Genomic DNA, 16,530 nt, shown 5'->3' with positions numbered 1-16,530 from the left:
CTGTAAGCGTATCGAAAGAGTGCTGTGGAGACAATGTGCGCCCCTTTGCGTCCACCTTTGCGCAAAAGAGTTGGTCTTTCTTTAAAGAGGCCCTTTTATTCCCGGGTGCGGCACCCCATATTTAAAAGATAACAAAATGAAAAAATTAAGGAGGCCGTTATGAGACGCCCCTTTGACACCAGCCGTGCAAGCTCTGGTTTATTGCATGGGTCTCGCTTTGAGCGGGGCATTTTAAACCCCCGCTCCAAACGGGCTGAACGCCCTGAGACTGAGGCCGTGGCGGATACGGCAGACACCACGGCAACAGGCAAAGCCGACCCTACTCAGGCAGAGACGCCAGGGCGGGACGATGCCTCCGGTGGAAAAACCGGGAAAATTCCGGATGAAACGCCGGAGCCATGCTTTGCCTGAGAGAAGGCCTTAGGCCGTCGGGAGTGTTGCGAGAAAAGTTGTGACCAGCGTTTCCAGAAGAGTTTGGTCTGCCGGGGAAAACCGGTCTTTGCGGGGGCTGTCGAGATCCAGCACGCCGAGAAGGTGACCCTGTGCGACCAGCGGAATAACAATTTCAGACGCGGAAGCGGCATCACACGCGATATGACCGGGAAACGCATGCACATCCGCCACGCGCTGGGTGGTGCGGGTCTGCGCCGCCGTGCCGCAAACCCCCTTCCCCATAGCAATACGGGTGCAGGCCACACGCCCCTGAAAGGGGCCGAGGACCAGTTCGCCCTGTGAGGAAGACGCCTCAGGCTGGCCGGACGGTGCAGCGGAAGCCAGCGTGAACAGCGTGGCTGGTGCCTTGGCGTGCGGGCGGTAGAGGTAGAACCCGGCCCAGTTGAGATCTGGCAGCGCCTCAAAAATAAGGGCGGACAGATTAGCCATATTGGCCAGAGGGTCCTGCTCCGCCGCCAGCAGACCTGTGGCGGCGGAAAGCAGATCTTCCGGGGTGAGGCGATGGGCCGGGGCGCTCATGGTAGCGCTTACTGCGCCAGCAGAGCCGGGCCGCGCAGAGCGGAGCGGCTGCAGACGGCTTCCTGCTGGTCCCGGTTGAGGGTTGTGATGTCAAACATCACTGTCGGGCTGAGCATCAGACGCCCCTGCCCGCCCCATGCGTAAGCCGGGTTGGTGCGAATGCCCTCGCGGCTGGCGAGCTGGCGGCCAAGGGAGCGGACGGTGGTATCCGTGACCAGCTTGTGGGAATCACAATAATACATCAGGCCGCCGACATTCTCCGCAGAGGCGTGTTCGACCGTGGGGATGCCATCATAATCCAGCACGCCGGGCGCTGCGGTGGCGGCTGTCATGGGGGCGGGGCCGGCGGGGACCGTCAGCACGCCGGACGTGGCGGCGTGAGCCTGCGGCAGAGCGGCGGACAGAGCCAGACAGCCGGTCAGGGCCAGAAAGACAGGGCGAAGTTTCAGCATAGGCTTGGTCCTCTTTGTATCTGCCAAACAGCATTGAGGCGGACAGAATAGGGACAGACACCAGCACGCGGCAAGGTCGGGCTGCTCTGCGCCCCGCGAGGGGATGTGGAGGCGGGGCGCAGGGAATTTATCCCTCCCCCGCAATACAGGCTTGGCAAGCCCCCCGCCTTTGCGCTAGGGAGAAGCCCAAGGACCCGTAGATCAGTTGGATAGATCGTCAGATTCCGAATCTGAAGGCCGGAGGTTCGAATCCTCTCGGGTCCACCAATTTCCATAAATATATAGAAAAAATAACAAGTTAAGATGCGCGTTTGCCAATCTTGATTTGAAGTTTGCCAATTTGCTTGCGGGCGGATGGAGCTGCTGCGGTGTCGGACCCGGCATAGATATACGGTAGCGTCTGACAGCGGTGAGGAAGCTGGATGTGAAGTATCCGAAGATGTGGCTCATCGCGACTCTCGTGGCTCTGACACCGGCGGCCAACGCAGCGGAGGATGCGTCCTCTATGTCTTGTCGCTCACTCCAACCAGTTATCGGCGGGTGACGAGCATTTCGATCACCCGGCCACCCATAAAAGTGCTGCCGACAATCACACATGACTGGCACGATCTTGGAGTGTTGGTTGCGGGTGGTGGAATTATTCTCGGATACGAGGCACGACTGCGCTTTAATGGCCGCAGTTATCCATCAAACCCGACGGTTCCACCTGCAACCCGGTTGAAAGACCCGGCAGGCAAACAAGTCATCGGTGAAGAAGCAGGTTGGATGCCGAAACCGGCTCCTTGACGACGCGCCCTAGAATAGCAGGGACGCTGCTCTATATGAGAATAAGGTATTCGCTTCCTGCGCTGGCCGCAGCCGGGCCTTGCGCAGTTGATAAGGCTAATTTTACGAAATGTGTTGCGAATGGTTCTCATTCGTGCTTTTAGTGCATCTCTCATCAGAGATACGGGGCTTTCCGAATGGTCATCTGCTCTTGCAACAGCCTGACTCACAAAGACGTCGAATCAGCCGTGGCGCATGGCGCTACCCGCCCCAGTGAAATTTACGCTTCCAAGCGCTGCAAGGCCCAGTGCGGGAATTGCGTGCCCGGTGTGGTGTGCATGTTGAAGGAAGTGCGGATGCGCCAGCGGCAGGCTGCCGAAACTGCTACCCATGCCTGCCTGCCGGTTGTGGTGCAGGCCGAAGCGCTGAGCGCCTGATCTGATTATTTCGGACTTATTGCGCCTGTTCGTTTGCCTCTCTGCATAAAGGGCATGGCTGGCTCCATGTGTCTTGCAACGGAACTTTTGCCTTCCCACGTCATTTGTAACAACAGAACGCTGCATCTGTAGCGACTGAGCAAACAAGGACGAGATTCATGCCGAAAACAGCTCCGACTGCAAAAGACGCTCATATCCGCGAATATCTTGGCACCCCGACCGACCTGAAGGCAGATGCTGTTAAGGAAGTTGCGGCAGGTCTGGCCGATACGCTGGCCGACGTGTTTGCGCTTTACGTCAAAACGAAGAATTTCCACTGGCATATGAGCGGCCGCCACTTCCGCGATTACCATCTGCTGCTGGACGAACAGAGCGCGCAGATTTTTGCCATGACAGACCCGATGGCCGAACGCGCCCGTAAGATTGGTGGCACGACGCTGCACTCCATTGGCGAGATTTCCCGCCGCACGCAGGTGCTGGACAATGATGCGCTGTATGTGACGCCGGAAGACATGCTGGCCGAACTGCGCGACGACAATCTGGCGCTAACGACCCGGATGCGCAAAGTGCATGCCGTGTGTGATGACGCTAACGACGTGGCAACCGCCAGCCTGCTGGAAAACTGGATTGATGAGACGGAACGCCGCACGTGGTTCCTGTTTGAAGCCACGCGCCCGGCGTTTGGTAAAAACGACTAAACGATGCTCCGGCGTCTTTTCAGGTATCTGGAAAGGCGCTGGATTCGCATAATAGATTTCGATAACGCTAATTAAAAAAGATATTTATGGAAAATTTTCTCATAAATGAGATGAGCCATAAAAAGTTATATTACTCTCAAAGAAAGAAATAAAGGATCTAAAATAATCTTTTTTTGATCATAGATGTTTTAAAAATCTTATCTGAAAATTTTTCATTTTTTTGTACTTCTTCTATTTTTTCGTAAAAATAGTTTCTGCACAGAAATACTTTTAGAGAAAATCCAGATTACCTTCTTACAGAAACGCTGCTTTCAATAACTGGAAAGCGCCTTTTCCTTTTTTTCTGTATGCACACAGGCTGCTGCGATCGTAAGGCGAGAGACCGTTGCAACGCTGATTCCAAAGTCTTTTGCTACAGATTTCAAGGGTTCTCCTCTTAATCGACGCCTGATCACGGCTTGCTTTTCCTGCGCGTTTATTTTGGGAGGCCGCCCCATACGCTTGCCTTGCTCAATGGCTCTGGCGCGGCCTTCTGCTGTACGCGTTCGAATCAGGTCACGTTCAACATCTGCAAGACCAGCTAAAACAGCGAGCATCAGACGCCCCGTGCTGGTATTCGTATCGGCCCATGGCTCTGCCAGAGAATAAAAATGAGCACCCTTTTTAGTAATGTCATGAACAATTGCAAAAAGATCAAAAGTACTTCTTGCGAGCCGATCAATTCTCGCAACAATCACCGTATCCTCTTTTTTGAGACTTCTGATCATTTTTCGAAGCTGGTTACGCTGCGCATTCGCACCGCTGACTTTTTCACAAAAAATATTTTCGCATCCGTAATTTTTCAGAGTTTTTAATTGTGTATCAAGGGTTTGCCCGATCGTACTAACCCGTGCGTAACCAATTTTTCTACGAATGTCGCGTTCCTTCATGAGCTTATAACGTCACATAAAAGAGATTATTATTTTTTTAAATCCTGATTTATGCAAACGCGACTTTGCGCATCGGCATCGTTAAAAACAAGTTAATTATTAACTCGTTAAGCATTATCAAATCAATAGAAATATAAATTCCATTTAAGAATGTTAATTATATGAAATTCTTATAAATCAGGAATTTAGATAATGACCACTTATGACTGGGTTGGCGGAAATGGTAATTTCAATAATCCCCAGATGTGGAAAGACGCTGAAACTGGAACAGTTGCGTCTTACGACCCTAATGGCCAAAATCCTGTTGTTATCAATACTGACAAAGACATCGCTATAGACACAACGCCCTATTCATATTCTGATCAGTGGGGTAATTCGTATCCTAATGCCACCACAGCACCGCAATCCGTTACATTCTCAGGAACAGGCACTGTAACCGTTACAGGTTCCGGCGGTGTGGTATCATATGGTACTATTAGCGTGGGGGATGGCCAAACAGTCGTGCTTGACGGCACAACGATGTCTGCAAGTAAAACTGTTTCTGGCGGAACAATAAAATTAGAAAATGCAGCAAATCTCAGTGTAAACACTTCTCTTGATACCACTACCATTGATTTTGGCGGCAATTCTACCAAAAATGGACATAACACTGTCACTTTGGGGAGTGGCTCTTATTCCATAAAGAATATTAAAAACTTCAGCCCTGATGATTCCATTGTTATTAAAAACCAGTATGGCTACACCAATGTTGAATGGGTAAAAACTGGTACAAACACCTATTCTCTTATCGGCGTAGACCAGTATGGAAACACCTCGACTTCCGCCGGTAACAACTACATTGCAACCAACGTATCTTTTGCTCAGTCTGGCGCGGATAAAGCGGGCAACCCGACTTATTATACACCATCAGACCTGTATGGCGGAGGGACGACCGGCACAGTCAGCAGTGGCGAGTTTGCAGGTGATACATATTACCTGGGCAGTGGGCTGTCTTCCAACTCTGATGGGACAATGGTTATTACCTGCTTCCTTTCCGGCAGCATGATCCGCACGGCCAATGGCGATATTGCTGTAGAAGATCTGCAGATTGGTGATCAGATTATCGCGTTTGACTGGAAGAAGAACAAAAACGTTGCACGCTCCGTTGTCTGGGCAGGAAAGGCTCACGCCACAGTTCAGGCAGGTTTGCCGCTTGATGAGGCTGGCTATCCTGTGCGTATCCTCAAAAATGCCATTTCTAAAGGTGTGCCCTACAAGGATATGCTGATTACGGCTGAACACTGCCTGTTCTTTGAAGGGAATTTTGTTCCTGCGCGTATGCTGGTTAATGGGCGGTCAATTTTCTATGATACCAGCATTACGTCCTACGACTATTATCATGTGGAAACAGAAGAGCATTCGGTCATCACAGCGGATGGTATGTTGACCGAAAGCTATCTTGATACCGGCAACCGGGCATCCTTCCGCCAGGATACCAAGATCGCCTCACTCCATGCTACAGGCACCCTGAACTGGCAAAATGATGCCGCAGCACCACTGTGTGTAGACCGCAAGTTTGTGGAGCCCCTGTTCCGGTCTCTGGAAACACAGGGGAAACAGGTCGCCAATTGCCAGACGCCTGCCGCCAGCGGGACGCTGACACACAATCCGGATTTGCATCTGGTTCTGAAGAATGGTGCTGTTATTCGCCCCATCCGTCAGGATGGTCAGAATTACAGCTTTATGATTCCGGCTGGCGTTGACTCTGTCCGGATCCTCTCCCGCACCAGCCGCCCCAGTGATGTGGTTGGGCCGTTTGTAGATGATCGCCGGGATCTGGGCGTTGCTGTGGGTGCCATCCACTTCATGAATGGCAAAAAACAGACCCAGATTACGGCGCATCTGGATGGAACCGTGCACGAGGGCTGGCATGAAGCCAGCAGCGACGCCAACTACATCTGGACAAAAGGCAATGCTCTTCTGCCCCTGTGCGGAAAGAATGACGGCAAGATGGGACTTCTGATCATCTCTGCTCTGCCGGCTGAGAACTACCGTGTTGAGACAGAGCAGTCTGCTGCTCTGGTGCGGCACTCCGCATAAACCAAAAAAAGGCGCCATCCCTTATGGGGTGGCGCCTTTTTTAATGCTTTAAGCCTTTTCCAAAAAACTGATCCTGACTAGAAGCGCGCTTCATACAGCGCACGCTGCCTTTTCCAGTCCAAGCCGCTTCTGGACGGCATGACAAAGAGCCGTAGGTGACTTCTTTACAGGTCAAACCGCGCGTTGAGATAGACGCTTCTGGGAGCACCGACGAAGAAGTAGTCGGAGGCCAGAACGCCCCAGTAGTGAGTGTTGGCGACGTTATCCAGTTCTGCTCTGAAGGTTACACGGTGTTTGCCAATATGCGTGCGATAGCTGGCCCGCAGGTTGAGCAGGGTATAGCCGGGGATGTGATAGACGTTCATGGCGTCGCCCCACATTCTGCCGGTGTAATGCACCTCTGCTGAGGCCGACAGGCCCGGCACGGCCTGAATGTTGTTTGTAAGCGTAAACATGTTCTGGAACGTGGGGATGGCTTCCGCTGTATTGCCCTGAATGGAGGGATCGGTCTTTTTGTATTTTGAGGCCTCAATTCCCAGACTATCGGTCACCACAAAGCCGAGTGGCAGGTCCACGTGGCCGTTCAGTTCAAACCCCTGATAAACCTGTGTGCCGCTTGAGACATAGTAATTGTCGGCATTGGCATATTGCGCGCCGCGCGTGATGCGATAGAGCGCCCCGGTCAGATCCCACGAGCGGCGGGTGATCTTGGCCCCGACTTCCACCTGATCAGACCGGATGGGCGGCAGGGTCTGGCGGGCGTTTTTGTAGGTGTCCCCAACTGTACCGCCATTTTCCAGAGCCTGAACATAGCTGGCATAGACTGTCATGTTCCGAACAGGATGATAAAGCAGCGCGACTGTGGGGGTAACGGGGTTGACCTTATAGGCTGCCGTTCTGACATCCGCAGCGTTATAGCCCCTCTGCTGGAAGTTGGTGTAGCGCACCCCGGCCAGAAGAGACCATTGAGGCGTGAAGGTGACCGTATCACTCAGGAACAGACCGACCTGATCTGACCGGTAATTCCGGTAAACACTGGACTCGTTATTGACGTTCCATGGCCGGGGAATAATCGGCGCGTACATGTTCTGTGAGCCGATGTTCACATACTCGCTGTTGGTCGGGAGATATTTGGTCAGCCCCTGCCACGTGGCCCCCAGTGTCACGTCATGTTTGACAAAGCCTGTATGGAAACTGCCCTCCAGAATACCCTGCGCCTGATTATAGTCGGACCAGCTGCGGGGGTCTGTGGACAGGTAGGAGTCATAATCCCCTTCCCTGTTATTGAGAGACATCCATTCACTCTGATAAGAGCGCCAGTCCTGACTGTGGCTGTAATCCACACGGAATTTCCAGTTATTGCTGATATCCCATTTCAGGCCGGTTGTCAGAAACAGCACATGCGAGGTGAACATGGAACCGGGGTAGGCATTCAGGTTTTTATTCCCACTGATGGGGTCTGGCAGTTTGTTTGAAGGATAGGTTGTAGGGTCGATAAAGAAATCCTGTACCAGCCCACGTATTTTTCTATCCTGATAAATGGCGTCGGCAGTCCAGAGCAGGTTTTTGGTAATGCGGGCATCCACGCCCAGAGAGCCGGAATACCGTTCCACGTGGGAGCCGTTATAGGTCTCGCCTTTTTCATGCGTCAGGTTCAGGCGGTATCCGAACACCTTGTTGAACAGGCGGCCACCGGTATCAATATGCTCACTGGCGATAGCACCTGAACTATAGCCGGCATCAACCTCGAACGGGCGGTTTTCCGTGGGCTTTTTGGTCTGATAGTTGATGATGCCGCCGGGCGCGTTGAAGCCATACATATAGCCGGATGCGCCTTTGAGAAGCTGGACGTTTTCAAAACTTTCCAGCGGCAGCTCAACCGTCGTCATATAGAAGGGCGAACCGTTGATCTTGTAGCCGTTATAATCATCCAGCGGCACACCGCGCACCGTCACGCTGTAGGCGTTGAAGGAATAGGTATCCCCGTTGGTGACGACAGATGCATCCTGAGACAGCAAGCGGGACAGAGATTTTACCTGCCGTTCCTGTATTTCCGCACTGGTGATGGTGCGAATGGAAAAGGGTGTATCCAGCGGCCTCTTGCTGCCCAGCGCCCCGCCAGAGAAGGCCGGGGTGGCAGTGCCATGCACATCCAGTTCTTCCCGCTTGGCAATTTGCGGTTTGCCGGGTTGGTTTGGAGCCGTTTGCCCCGGAGCGGACCGGGATTTATCAGGGTGCGCCTGAGCAGAGTGGGGCTTATGGGCCTGCTGTGTAAGCGGTTGCTGTTGGAGAGTGGCTGAGGGCTTTTTCTTTGCCGCAGCGCGGATTTCTGCGGGCGTTTTGGCAGCCGTCTCCTGCGCGTGCGCCATGACCATGCTCACCCCGCAAGACGACACAACAGCTCCAATTAAAACGAAACGTCTTGGTGATATCATTATAGCACGACCATTTTTAGTGTATTTCAGGTCTGGGATATCGGGAACAATTCACATCGTCAATACGTATATATCGATTCGTATCTTTATTTTTGTGTTACATATTTAATACGATATTTATCGTGTTATTAGGCTACAAAATGGCCCTCAGTCCATCACTCGTAAAACTGGCGGCGACACTGGCGTGTCTGGAATGAACCGGGACTTTGGGGGAAGCCCGACAAGGCCTGTCAGGCACCATGTGGGAAGGGCGTCACAGCCTAACGTGTATGTCCGTATGGGGGCAGAGCGGTCTCCCCTGCCCCCGGGCTGTGGTGTTTGCGCGCTGGGTCTGTCCGCCGGAACGGAATGCACTCAGGGCGTGTTTTTGCCTGTGGTGTCTGTGGATTTTTCTTTTTTATAGCGTTCGTAATATTCGTCTGCCATGCGGCGCAGGGCGGCGCCGATGGCGGCGTACTGGTATTCATTCAGGTTGGCAAGGGAGGCGCGCGCTGAGGGGCGGCGCACGGCAAAGCCATCACCGGGCAGCAGCACCACGCCGGTTTCATCTGCGATACGGAACAGGATGGTCTGGTAGTCCACGCGTGTGATCAGCCAGCGGGCGAAGCGGGTGCCGTAAAGGTGGGTGGCGACGTTGGCGAGGTCGATCAGCGTGTAATAGTGCGTGCAGCCGGGGTCATTCGGGGCAGGCACACCGAGGTCTCGGTAGAGGGCAAGTTCCCGCCGGTGCAGCAGGTTTTTTAGAGCGGTTTTATAGGCTTCCCGCCCGTCCATAAGGGCAAAGAGCGCGAACAGCACCATTTGCACCTGTTGCGGGGTGGAGAGGCCAGCGGTGTGGTTGAGCGCCACGGTGCGGCTATCAGCCACCAGACGGTCAATAAACTTCAGGCCGCGCACATCTGGCGTGAGAGAGGCATAGCGTTTGTCCAGCGCCTCCTTTTCCTCTTCTGGCAGGGCCGCGAGGGCGCGGTCCAGCACGTTTTGCGTGTGGGTTGCCACAACGCCCAGTCGCCAGCCGGTGGAGCCGAAATATTTTGAAAAGGAATAGACCAGAACAGTATTTTGCGGACAGACGCTGTAGAGCGAGCGGAAATTGTCTGCAAAGGTGCCGTAGACATCATCCGTGACGATAATAAGGTCCGGGCGCTTGGTTTTGACGATTTCGGCAATGCGGGCCAGCCCGGCATCATTCATCTTGACCGAGGGCGGATTGCTGGGATTGACCACCAGAAACACCTTGATGGCGGGATCCAGCAGTTTGTCCAGCTCGCTATCCGGATATTGCCAGCCGGCTTCCGGCGCGGCGTAGATGGGGACTTCATCCAGCTGGTAGTCCCGCAGTTCCGGGATTTCCACATAGGGGGTGAAGACCGGCATGCCGATGGCAGCTTTATCACCGGGGCGGATCAGCCCGTTTTCCCGCAGAGAGGCGAAGATATAGCTGATGGCCGCTGTGCCGCCTTCCAGCGCAAACAGATCTGTTGTGGCATCCGGCATGGTGCCGCCCGCCATTTCCCGCAGCAGGTAATGCCGCACGACCTGCTCTGAATAGCGCAGCATGCGCGGGGGTGTGGGATAGTCACAGCCCAAGATGCCCGCTGTCATTTCCTGCAGGAAGCCTTCGGCAGACAGGCCGAGCTGGTCCCGCACGTAGGACAGAGCGCGGCGCAGGAAGGCGACGCCGGGTTCGGCTTTATGGTCAGCTACAAAGGCGTTGAAGCGGGCTTCTATGCCGTCTTTCCGGGGGAAGCCGCCAACGCCTTCCGCCATATAGGAAAAGGAGAGTTCTGATTCCGCCGTGGCGAACAGGCCAAGCTGGAAAAACCCCTGCCGGGGGAGTGTGGCCAGAAAATTTGGGTTGCCGCGCCCGGCATCCAGCATGGCGCGCTGGGCGCGTCCGGAGGCCAGTTTGATGAGCTGGTCTTTCAGCTCAAACGGACTGAGGGTGTTGAATTTCTCATAGTCGGGAGACGTGGGCATGGCCGGTTCCTGAAGCAGGGGCTGCGCAAAGAAGGGGCCAAACATGCACAAAAAAAGTGCCGGTTGCTACCTTTATAGTCAGATAAAGGAGCTGAGACCTCCGCCGGTCTCAGCGTTGTGATGAGAGATTTTCAGCGTTTGGGGGCGGTTCGGACCTTTTTCAGACTCTGGCTGATCCACCCATAGCCGCTCACCAGCACCAGCCCTGCCACGACCAGAATTGCGCCGGTTACAAAGCCCGGTTCCACAGGTTCATGCAGCAGCACGGCCCCCAGCACTACGCCGAACAGGGGTGTCATGAAAGACAGCACACCAATGCGCGAGGCCTGATAATGCCGCAGCAGCCAGAACCACAGCAGGAACGCGATGAAGGAAAGAATGAACACCTGATAGCCCAGACTGAGCAGCAGGATGGGGGTGATGGTAAAAGCCGTCTGATGGAGCAGCACGGCCATGGGCAGCAGGAACACGCACGCCCCCACAAGCTGATAGAGCAGCGTTTGTTTGGCAGGAACCCGCGCCAGAGAGGACATGCGGATAACGACCGTTGTCACGCCCCAGCTTGCCCCCGCCAGCAGGGCCAGCGCATCCCCCAACAGCGGCAGACCCGCCCCCTGCCCCGCTCCGGCGGAGTGACCGAGAAAGGCCGTGCCGATGCCGCCAAAAGCCAGAAGGATACCCACCCACTGGAGAGGCTCCATACGTTCCGACGTTTCCATAAAATGCAGGATAAGCGCTGTAAAAATGGGCGACGTATAAAGGAACACGACGGAGCGGGAGGCGGAGGTGTAGCGCAGGGCCTGCCCCAGAAACAGATATTCCAGAAAGAACAGCACGGCCACGGCCAGACCGGGCTTCCATGTTTGGGCCAGTTGCACCAGACGTTCCCGCCGGGAGAGCATGAGGGCCACCACCAGCACCGCCGCCAGAGCGGAACGCAGCGCGATTTGCAGGATGGGCGCCATGTCCTGCGCCGCGGCTTTGAGCGCAACCTGTTGCAGCCCGAAACAGAAACACAGGCCGACCATCAGGCTGGTGGCTTTTGCATCCAGCGGTTTGCGCGTGTTCATCCCTTTAGTTCCCTTTTCGCCCTGTTCTGGTGTCCCTATGCAGCAGGACCAGCGGCAGGAAAAGAGAAGATTTGAGAGTGTGTTTTACAGCATGTCTTTTTCTTTTAAGGGCGCGGACAGCCGGGTGGCCACGGCCAGCAGAACGGCGGTGATGGGGGAGGCAAAAATGAAGCCCCACATCCCCAGAAACGCCCCAAAAATGGTTTGCGAAAGAATGGTGAGCGCGGGCGGCATACTGACGGCGCGTTTTTGGATGAAGGGAGACATGACGTAGCCTTCAAACGCCTGAATGACGCCATACAGGCCCAGCACCATCAGGGCTTCCTGCGTGCCGACAGACAGGCCAATCAGCAATGCCGGAATGGCCCCGACAAAGGCCCCCAGATACGGGATGAAGTTGGCGGTGCCCGCTACCAGCCCGAGGGGAAGAGCCAGCGGCATCCCGATGGCCCACAGGCCGAGCCATGTCAGCACGCCCACTACCGTCATATCCAGCATCTGCCCCGCCACCCAGGCAGAGAGAGTGTGCGCAATGGTTTGCAGCAGGGAGCGCACCAGCGGGCGGTGCCGTTCTGGCGTGAGCCGCAGGATGCCGTTGGCATACAGGCGTGGGGAAAGCGCGAAATAGATCCCGGCAATAACAATGACCACCATCGTGCCGACGGAGCCGAAGGTGGACGTCAGCACGTTGGTCATGGAGCCCGCAAAATCCAGCCCCGGTGCGCGGCTGCCGCCTCCGGTCTGGTTGCCGCCGAGCGATTGCGGGACGTGATCCAGAATAAGGTGACCGAACTGGCCGCTGTTCAGCCGGTCATGCATTGTGCTGATCTGTGAGACCAGAGCCGTGCGCAGGTGCCCGGCCTGCACCGTAAGTTCCGGCCCGAACACCCGCACCAGCGCCGTGGCCGCCGCAGCCAGAGCCAGCACCAGCAGCATGACGGACAGCCATTCCGGCAGGCGCAGCAGGTGGGTAATCCAGCGGGCCGCACCGTGCAGCACAACAGCCACCAGTGCCGAGGCGCAGACAACCATCAGCACGGGGCCGCCTGTGCCGATAATCAGCCCCAGAACGCCCAGCACCACCACCACCATAACCAGCCGGTAGAACCGGGCCAGCGTGTGCTCCAGCGCCTGCACGGCAGCCAGTGCTGGTACCTGCTGAGCGGGGGCGGGTTGGGGTGAGTGCGGGTCGTGGGAAACGGAGGGAGTGCTTGCCGTGTCCGGGGTATTTGTGGGGGGCGGCACCATGACGTTCTGCTTCTCCTGCTGCCCCGCCCTGTTGCCGGGTGGTAAGGCAGACTTGCGTGATCTTGCGCCGTTTTACCCGCAGGCACCAGCGGCCAGAGTGTCACACATGCGAGAAGGGGTGAGGACAGGCTTTATCAGCATGGCAGATCCGGGCATGGTAGGAGTGGGACTGCCTTTCATCTTGTCTTTCACGCCAAAAAAGGCGAGACAACAGCATTCCGCCAATCATGAATTCACCTTTCCCTCTCCGCTCTTTGAGGCCCGTTGCTTTATGACGAAACCTGACGCTGCCGGTCATATGGACATGGCGCACCCCTGCCTTGAGGGGAAGAAGCGTCGATGCGGACGGCCGACCCCATCCGGGACGGAGCAGCTGGACCAGCATTTGCTGGAGGTGGCGGCGAGCCTGTTTGTGGAACATGGCTATGCCGGGACATCGGTGGATCAGATTGCCCGCAAGGCTTCCGCCAGCAAGCAGACGCTGTATCGGCGCTATCCCTCCAAGGAAGCGCTGTTCAAGGCGGTGATTACCAACCTGACGGCCTGCCTGCTGCGCACCATGGCGGAAACGCCGCTGAAGGACCCGTTGCTGGAGCTGAAGCATGTCAGCCGCCTGATGCTGGATTTTGTGGTGCGGCCTGATGCGCTGGGAACGTATCGGATTCTGATTTCCGATGCCTACCGCTACCCCAGCCTGATAGACCATGCGATTGAGAATATTAATGAGCCGTTTCACGCCAACTTCATGCGGTTACTGAAAGCGGCGGAGGCAGCCGGGCAGATTGAAGCAGGGCATGCCAATTCCACCACAGCGCATTTATGGAGTGGGTTGCTGACGGGCTGGCCGATGAAGCAGAGCCTGTTCGGCCTGAACCCGCTGGAAGATGACGCCGCGCGCGATGCATTTTTTGACCGCGCGTGGTCACTCTTCCTGCATGGCATTGAGGTAAAGCAGGCCTAACGCGGAAAGCGGCCCTTAGCGGGCCGTGTGCCCGAAATACTGCTCCAGCAAGGCGACGTTCCGCAGGTTGGCCTTAAAGGCGGCATCGAACAGATCGCCCGCGATTGGCACAGTATCGACCGCCGTTTCCAGCAGCACATTCCCCACCATCCGAGCCAGCAGGCTGGTGGGCGCACGCAGGCGCCAGGCCTCCCACACGATATAGAGGGAGACGAGGCCCATCACCACGCTGCCGCCAACCGGCAGCAGGCCGACTATGGCGTCCACCCCAACCCGGAAGCGCGTGCCGGGCAGGCGGAAGGCGGCGTCCAGAATCCAGGCCAGCCGCCGGACACGGCGCAGACGGTGCGCAATGTCCTCAGCGGTATGAGAGGCCGTATGGGGCGAGCCGTTTCCGGCTGTGGCATGAGCGTATGTCATGATTCACCAGATGGGAGAGGCTAGAGCCGGATTCAAGAGGGCCGGAAATCCAGCGCCAGACCATTCATGCAGTAGCGCAGGCCGGTGGGCAGCGGGCCATCGGGGAAGACATGGCCCAGATGCCCTTTGCAGGAGGCGCAATGCACCTCGGTCCGCACCATGCCGTGGCGGCTGTCCTGCGTGGTTTCCACGGCACCGGGAATGGCATCGTAAAACGAGGGCCAGCCGCTGCCGCTTTCATATTTGGTATCGGACTCAAACAGTGTCTGACCACAGCCCGCGCAGTGATACTGGCCGGGGCGTTTTTCGTGGTTCAGAGGGCTGGACCCCGGATATTCCGTGCCGTGTTCTTTCAAAATATGTTCCTGCTCTGGCGTGAGCGGGCCGCAACCGGTGGGGGAACAGGACTGGGTCATGCGGAGGGTCCTTCTCTTAAAGCAAGTCTCTGGGGAATGTGTGCTGTCTTTCTAGCGGGTTTTCTCATGCGGTGCACCGGGCGATAAGGCCCTGACTGGAACGTTATTTAACGATAGCAGAGACGAACGGTTGCATCAGGGCTGCTACGCCAGCGCAAACGGGGCGAACCATTGCATAAGCGAGAGGAAGACGGCAGTCTCCCGGCATGACGGCTTCCAAAACCCCCTCCCCTGTTCTTGTCCTGTTTCGGGATGATTTTCGCCTGAGCGACAACCCGGCGCTGCATGCGGCCTGCGCTACCGGCCAGCCAGTGTTGTGCGCGTATGTACAGGATGAGGCCTGTCTGCCCAAAGGGGTGATTGGCTGGTGGCTGGGGCAGGCTGCCGGGGCGCTGGCCGAAGCACTGGGCAAGCGTGGTGGCACATTGCTGACCCCGGAGGGGGAAACGCTTCCGGTTGTGCTGGACCTTGTAAAAAAAGCCGGGGTTTCAGAAGTTTTCTGGAACCGGCGGTATGACCCTGTGGGCAAGGAGATTGATACCGCTCTGAAAGCCACGCTGACGGAACAGGGCGTGGCGGTGCAGTCCCTTTCCGCACGGCTGCTGCATGAACCCTGGGCCGTGCGCACCGGGGCGGGACAGCCTTACCGGATTTTTACAGCATGGTGGCGCGCTGCGCGGGAACTGGGTGAACCCGGCCGCCCCCTGCCCGCCCCGCAGGCCATTCAGTTTGCCGCTGTGCCGGAGGCGTTTAAAAAAGACGTCTCTGCCAAAGCGTTGCTGAAACCCGCCTTGCCGGAAGATGCCACACAGGCGGCGCAATACTGGCCGTGCAGTGAAGAAAACGCCGATACCATTCTGGAAGATTTTCTGGATGACACGCTGGCGCACTATGAAACAGACCGCGACCGGCCCGACCGGGAGGGCACATCCGGCCTTTCCCCTTATCTGCGCGCCGGGCTGATTTCTGCCCGGCAGATCTGGCAGGCAGCCCGAAAAGCAGAGGCCCGTAGCGGCGACCATGTAAATACGGAAAAGTTCCTGTCCGAACTGGGCTGGCGCGATTTTGGGTGGATGCAGCTTTTCTATGAACCTCAGATGCCCACCCGCAATCTGCGCTCTGAGTTTGACGGAATGCCCTGGCAGAATGATGCGGAGGCTTTTACCGCGTGGACAGAAGGCCGCACGGGTTATCCGCTGGTGGATGCGGGGATGCGGGAGCTCCGCGCCACCGGCACCATGCATAACCGGGTGCGGATGGTCGTGGCGTCCTTTTTGACCAAACATCTACTGACAGACTGGCGCAAAGGCGAACGCTGGTTTTATGAACGGCTGGTGGATGCAGACCCCGCCTTAAACGCCATGAACTGGCAGTGGTGTGCAGGGACGGGTATTGATTCCTCGCCGTGGTTCCGCATTTTTAATCCGGTCGGACAATCCGAAAAGTTTGATCCTTCAGGCGCTTATATCCGCACATGGGTGCCGGAACTGGCTGGCCTGCCGGACAAGCTGATCCACACACCCTGGAAAATGGATGCCACACTCAGCCGCCATCTGCGCTTTGTACCGGGCACGACCTACCCCCACCCGATTGTGGAGTTAAAGCAGGCGCGCGCCATTGCTTTGGAGAGCTACAAAAACCTAAAAGGTGCTGAGAAGAGCTGAGGCC

At 56.3% G+C, this 16,530-nt stretch carries 16 protein-coding genes and 1 tRNA gene; 8 read left to right on the top strand and 9 right to left on the bottom strand.

The features are described from left to right. Positions 1 to 159 precede the first annotated feature (159 nt). A complete protein-coding gene (locus tag AD930_RS13785) occupies positions 160 to 411 on the top strand; it encodes a hypothetical protein (protein WP_061506679.1) in 252 nt (83 codons plus the stop codon). 9 nt (positions 412 to 420) lie between these two features. Here AD930_RS13785 and AD930_RS13780 read toward each other — a convergent pair whose 3' ends face one another. Continuing rightward, on the bottom strand, positions 421 to 972 hold the full coding sequence (locus AD930_RS13780) for a GAF domain-containing protein (protein WP_061506678.1): 552 nt from the start codon (positions 970 to 972) through the stop codon (positions 421 to 423). A gap of 8 nt (positions 973 to 980) precedes the next feature. Beyond that, positions 981 to 1,424: a hypothetical protein gene (locus AD930_RS13775; protein WP_043551659.1), complete on the bottom strand. Its 444-nt coding sequence runs from the start codon at positions 1,422 to 1,424 to the stop codon at positions 981 to 983. Positions 1,425 to 1,614: 190 nt separating this feature from the next. Between AD930_RS13775 and AD930_RS13770 the strand changes: the two genes are divergently transcribed. The 4 genes from AD930_RS13770 to AD930_RS13760 all read left to right on the top strand — a co-directional run bounded on the left by AD930_RS13770 (position 1,615) and on the right by AD930_RS13760 (position 3,324). Continuing rightward, positions 1,615 to 1,691, top strand: a tRNA-Arg gene (locus AD930_RS13770). A gap of 273 nt (positions 1,692 to 1,964) precedes the next feature. After that, complete coding sequence (locus AD930_RS17955) at positions 1,965 to 2,210, top strand: hypothetical protein (protein ID WP_167375195.1); 246 nt, start codon at positions 1,965 to 1,967, stop codon at positions 2,208 to 2,210. Between the two features lie 176 nt (positions 2,211 to 2,386). Then, positions 2,387 to 2,626 carry a (2Fe-2S)-binding protein gene (locus AD930_RS13765; protein ID WP_043549648.1) on the top strand — a complete coding sequence of 80 codons (240 nt, stop codon included), beginning with the start codon at positions 2,387 to 2,389 and terminating at the stop codon, positions 2,624 to 2,626. Between the two features lie 158 nt (positions 2,627 to 2,784). Beyond that, positions 2,785 to 3,324 carry a Dps family protein gene (locus tag AD930_RS13760; protein ID WP_043549647.1) on the top strand — a complete coding sequence of 180 codons (540 nt, stop codon included), beginning with the start codon at positions 2,785 to 2,787 and terminating at the stop codon, positions 3,322 to 3,324. A 311-nt stretch (positions 3,325 to 3,635) separates the two neighbouring features. On the opposite strand, the gene AD930_RS13755 is transcribed toward AD930_RS13760, so the two are convergent. After that, positions 3,636 to 4,253: a recombinase family protein gene (locus tag AD930_RS13755; RefSeq protein WP_061506677.1), complete on the bottom strand. Its 618-nt coding sequence runs from the start codon at positions 4,251 to 4,253 to the stop codon at positions 3,636 to 3,638. Positions 4,254 to 4,445: 192 nt separating this feature from the next. Between AD930_RS13755 and AD930_RS13750 the strand changes: the two genes are divergently transcribed. Then, positions 4,446 to 6,332, top strand: coding sequence for a Hint domain-containing protein (locus AD930_RS13750; protein ID WP_082781898.1), 1,887 nt, complete (start codon positions 4,446 to 4,448; stop codon positions 6,330 to 6,332). A gap of 164 nt (positions 6,333 to 6,496) precedes the next feature. Here the strand turns inward: AD930_RS13750 and AD930_RS13745 are convergent, their stop codons facing one another. From AD930_RS13745 to AD930_RS13730, 4 genes are all read right to left on the bottom strand, one after another. Then, positions 6,497 to 8,701 (bottom strand): TonB-dependent siderophore receptor, encoded by a 2,205-nt coding sequence (locus AD930_RS13745; RefSeq protein WP_061506768.1) that lies wholly within the window; start codon positions 8,699 to 8,701, stop codon positions 6,497 to 6,499. Between the two features lie 420 nt (positions 8,702 to 9,121). Further along, complete coding sequence (locus AD930_RS13740) at positions 9,122 to 10,747, bottom strand: bifunctional aspartate transaminase/aspartate 4-decarboxylase (RefSeq protein ID WP_043549787.1); 1,626 nt, start codon at positions 10,745 to 10,747, stop codon at positions 9,122 to 9,124. Between the two features lie 131 nt (positions 10,748 to 10,878). Further along, positions 10,879 to 11,817: a DMT family transporter gene (locus AD930_RS13735; protein ID WP_061506676.1), complete on the bottom strand. Its 939-nt coding sequence runs from the start codon at positions 11,815 to 11,817 to the stop codon at positions 10,879 to 10,881. 84 nt (positions 11,818 to 11,901) lie between these two features. Continuing rightward, complete coding sequence (locus tag AD930_RS13730; protein WP_061506675.1) at positions 11,902 to 13,065, bottom strand: AI-2E family transporter; 1,164 nt, start codon at positions 13,063 to 13,065, stop codon at positions 11,902 to 11,904. Between the two features lie 271 nt (positions 13,066 to 13,336). Here AD930_RS13730 and AD930_RS13725 point away from each other — a divergent pair, with 271 nt between their 5' ends. Further along, positions 13,337 to 14,026, top strand: a complete 690-nt coding sequence (locus AD930_RS13725) for a TetR/AcrR family transcriptional regulator (protein ID WP_231866783.1) — start codon at positions 13,337 to 13,339, stop codon at positions 14,024 to 14,026. A gap of 15 nt (positions 14,027 to 14,041) precedes the next feature. Here AD930_RS13725 and AD930_RS13720 read toward each other — a convergent pair whose 3' ends face one another. Next, entirely contained in the window at positions 14,042 to 14,446 is a 405-nt protein-coding gene (locus AD930_RS13720; RefSeq protein WP_052403678.1) for a DUF4112 domain-containing protein, read from the bottom strand. A gap of 32 nt (positions 14,447 to 14,478) precedes the next feature. Next, complete coding sequence (gene msrB, locus AD930_RS13715) at positions 14,479 to 14,862, bottom strand: peptide-methionine (R)-S-oxide reductase MsrB (protein ID WP_043549642.1); 384 nt, start codon at positions 14,860 to 14,862, stop codon at positions 14,479 to 14,481. A 206-nt stretch (positions 14,863 to 15,068) separates the two neighbouring features. Between msrB and AD930_RS13710 the strand changes: the two genes are divergently transcribed. Further along, positions 15,069 to 16,526, top strand: a complete 1,458-nt coding sequence (locus AD930_RS13710) for a cryptochrome/photolyase family protein (RefSeq protein ID WP_061506674.1) — start codon at positions 15,069 to 15,071, stop codon at positions 16,524 to 16,526. Positions 16,527 to 16,530: the final 4 nt, after the last annotated feature.

The sequence above is a fragment of the Acetobacter malorum genome (genome assembly GCF_001580615.1).
GTDB lineage: Bacteria > Pseudomonadota > Alphaproteobacteria > Acetobacterales > Acetobacteraceae > Acetobacter > Acetobacter malorum.
The sequence above is the reverse complement of the archived record's forward strand: the minus strand, read 5'-3'. Positions and strand labels throughout refer to the sequence as shown.

Bases quoted from the DNA above. Each gene is read 5' to 3' on its own strand.
- AD930_RS13740 (WP_043549787.1), bottom strand. From the start codon at position 10,747: ATGCCCACGTCTCCCGACTATGAGAAATTCAACACCCTCAGTCCGTTT.
- AD930_RS13745 (WP_061506768.1), bottom strand. From the start codon at position 8,701: ATGGCGCACGCGCAGGAGACGGCTGCCAAAACGCCCGCAGAAATCCGC.
- AD930_RS13750 (WP_082781898.1), top strand. From the start codon at position 4,446: ATGACCACTTATGACTGGGTTGGCGGAAATGGTAATTTCAATAATCCC.
- AD930_RS13760 (WP_043549647.1), top strand. From the start codon at position 2,785: ATGCCGAAAACAGCTCCGACTGCAAAAGACGCTCATATCCGCGAATAT.
- AD930_RS13735 (WP_061506676.1), bottom strand. From the start codon at position 11,817: ATGAACACGCGCAAACCGCTGGATGCAAAAGCCACCAGCCTGATGGTC.
- AD930_RS13780 (WP_061506678.1), bottom strand. From the start codon at position 972: ATGAGCGCCCCGGCCCATCGCCTCACCCCGGAAGATCTGCTTTCCGCC.
- AD930_RS13710 (WP_061506674.1), top strand. From the start codon at position 15,069: ATGACGGCTTCCAAAACCCCCTCCCCTGTTCTTGTCCTGTTTCGGGAT.
- AD930_RS13720 (WP_052403678.1), bottom strand. From the start codon at position 14,446: ATGACATACGCTCATGCCACAGCCGGAAACGGCTCGCCCCATACGGCC.
- AD930_RS13785 (WP_061506679.1), top strand. From the start codon at position 160: ATGAGACGCCCCTTTGACACCAGCCGTGCAAGCTCTGGTTTATTGCAT.
- AD930_RS13730 (WP_061506675.1), bottom strand. From the start codon at position 13,065: ATGGTGCCGCCCCCCACAAATACCCCGGACACGGCAAGCACTCCCTCC.
- AD930_RS13725 (WP_231866783.1), top strand. From the start codon at position 13,337: ATGACGAAACCTGACGCTGCCGGTCATATGGACATGGCGCACCCCTGC.
- AD930_RS13755 (WP_061506677.1), bottom strand. From the start codon at position 4,253: ATGAAGGAACGCGACATTCGTAGAAAAATTGGTTACGCACGGGTTAGT.
- AD930_RS13775 (WP_043551659.1), bottom strand. From the start codon at position 1,424: ATGCTGAAACTTCGCCCTGTCTTTCTGGCCCTGACCGGCTGTCTGGCT.
- msrB (WP_043549642.1), bottom strand. From the start codon at position 14,862: ATGACCCAGTCCTGTTCCCCCACCGGTTGCGGCCCGCTCACGCCAGAG.
- AD930_RS13765 (WP_043549648.1), top strand. From the start codon at position 2,387: ATGGTCATCTGCTCTTGCAACAGCCTGACTCACAAAGACGTCGAATCA.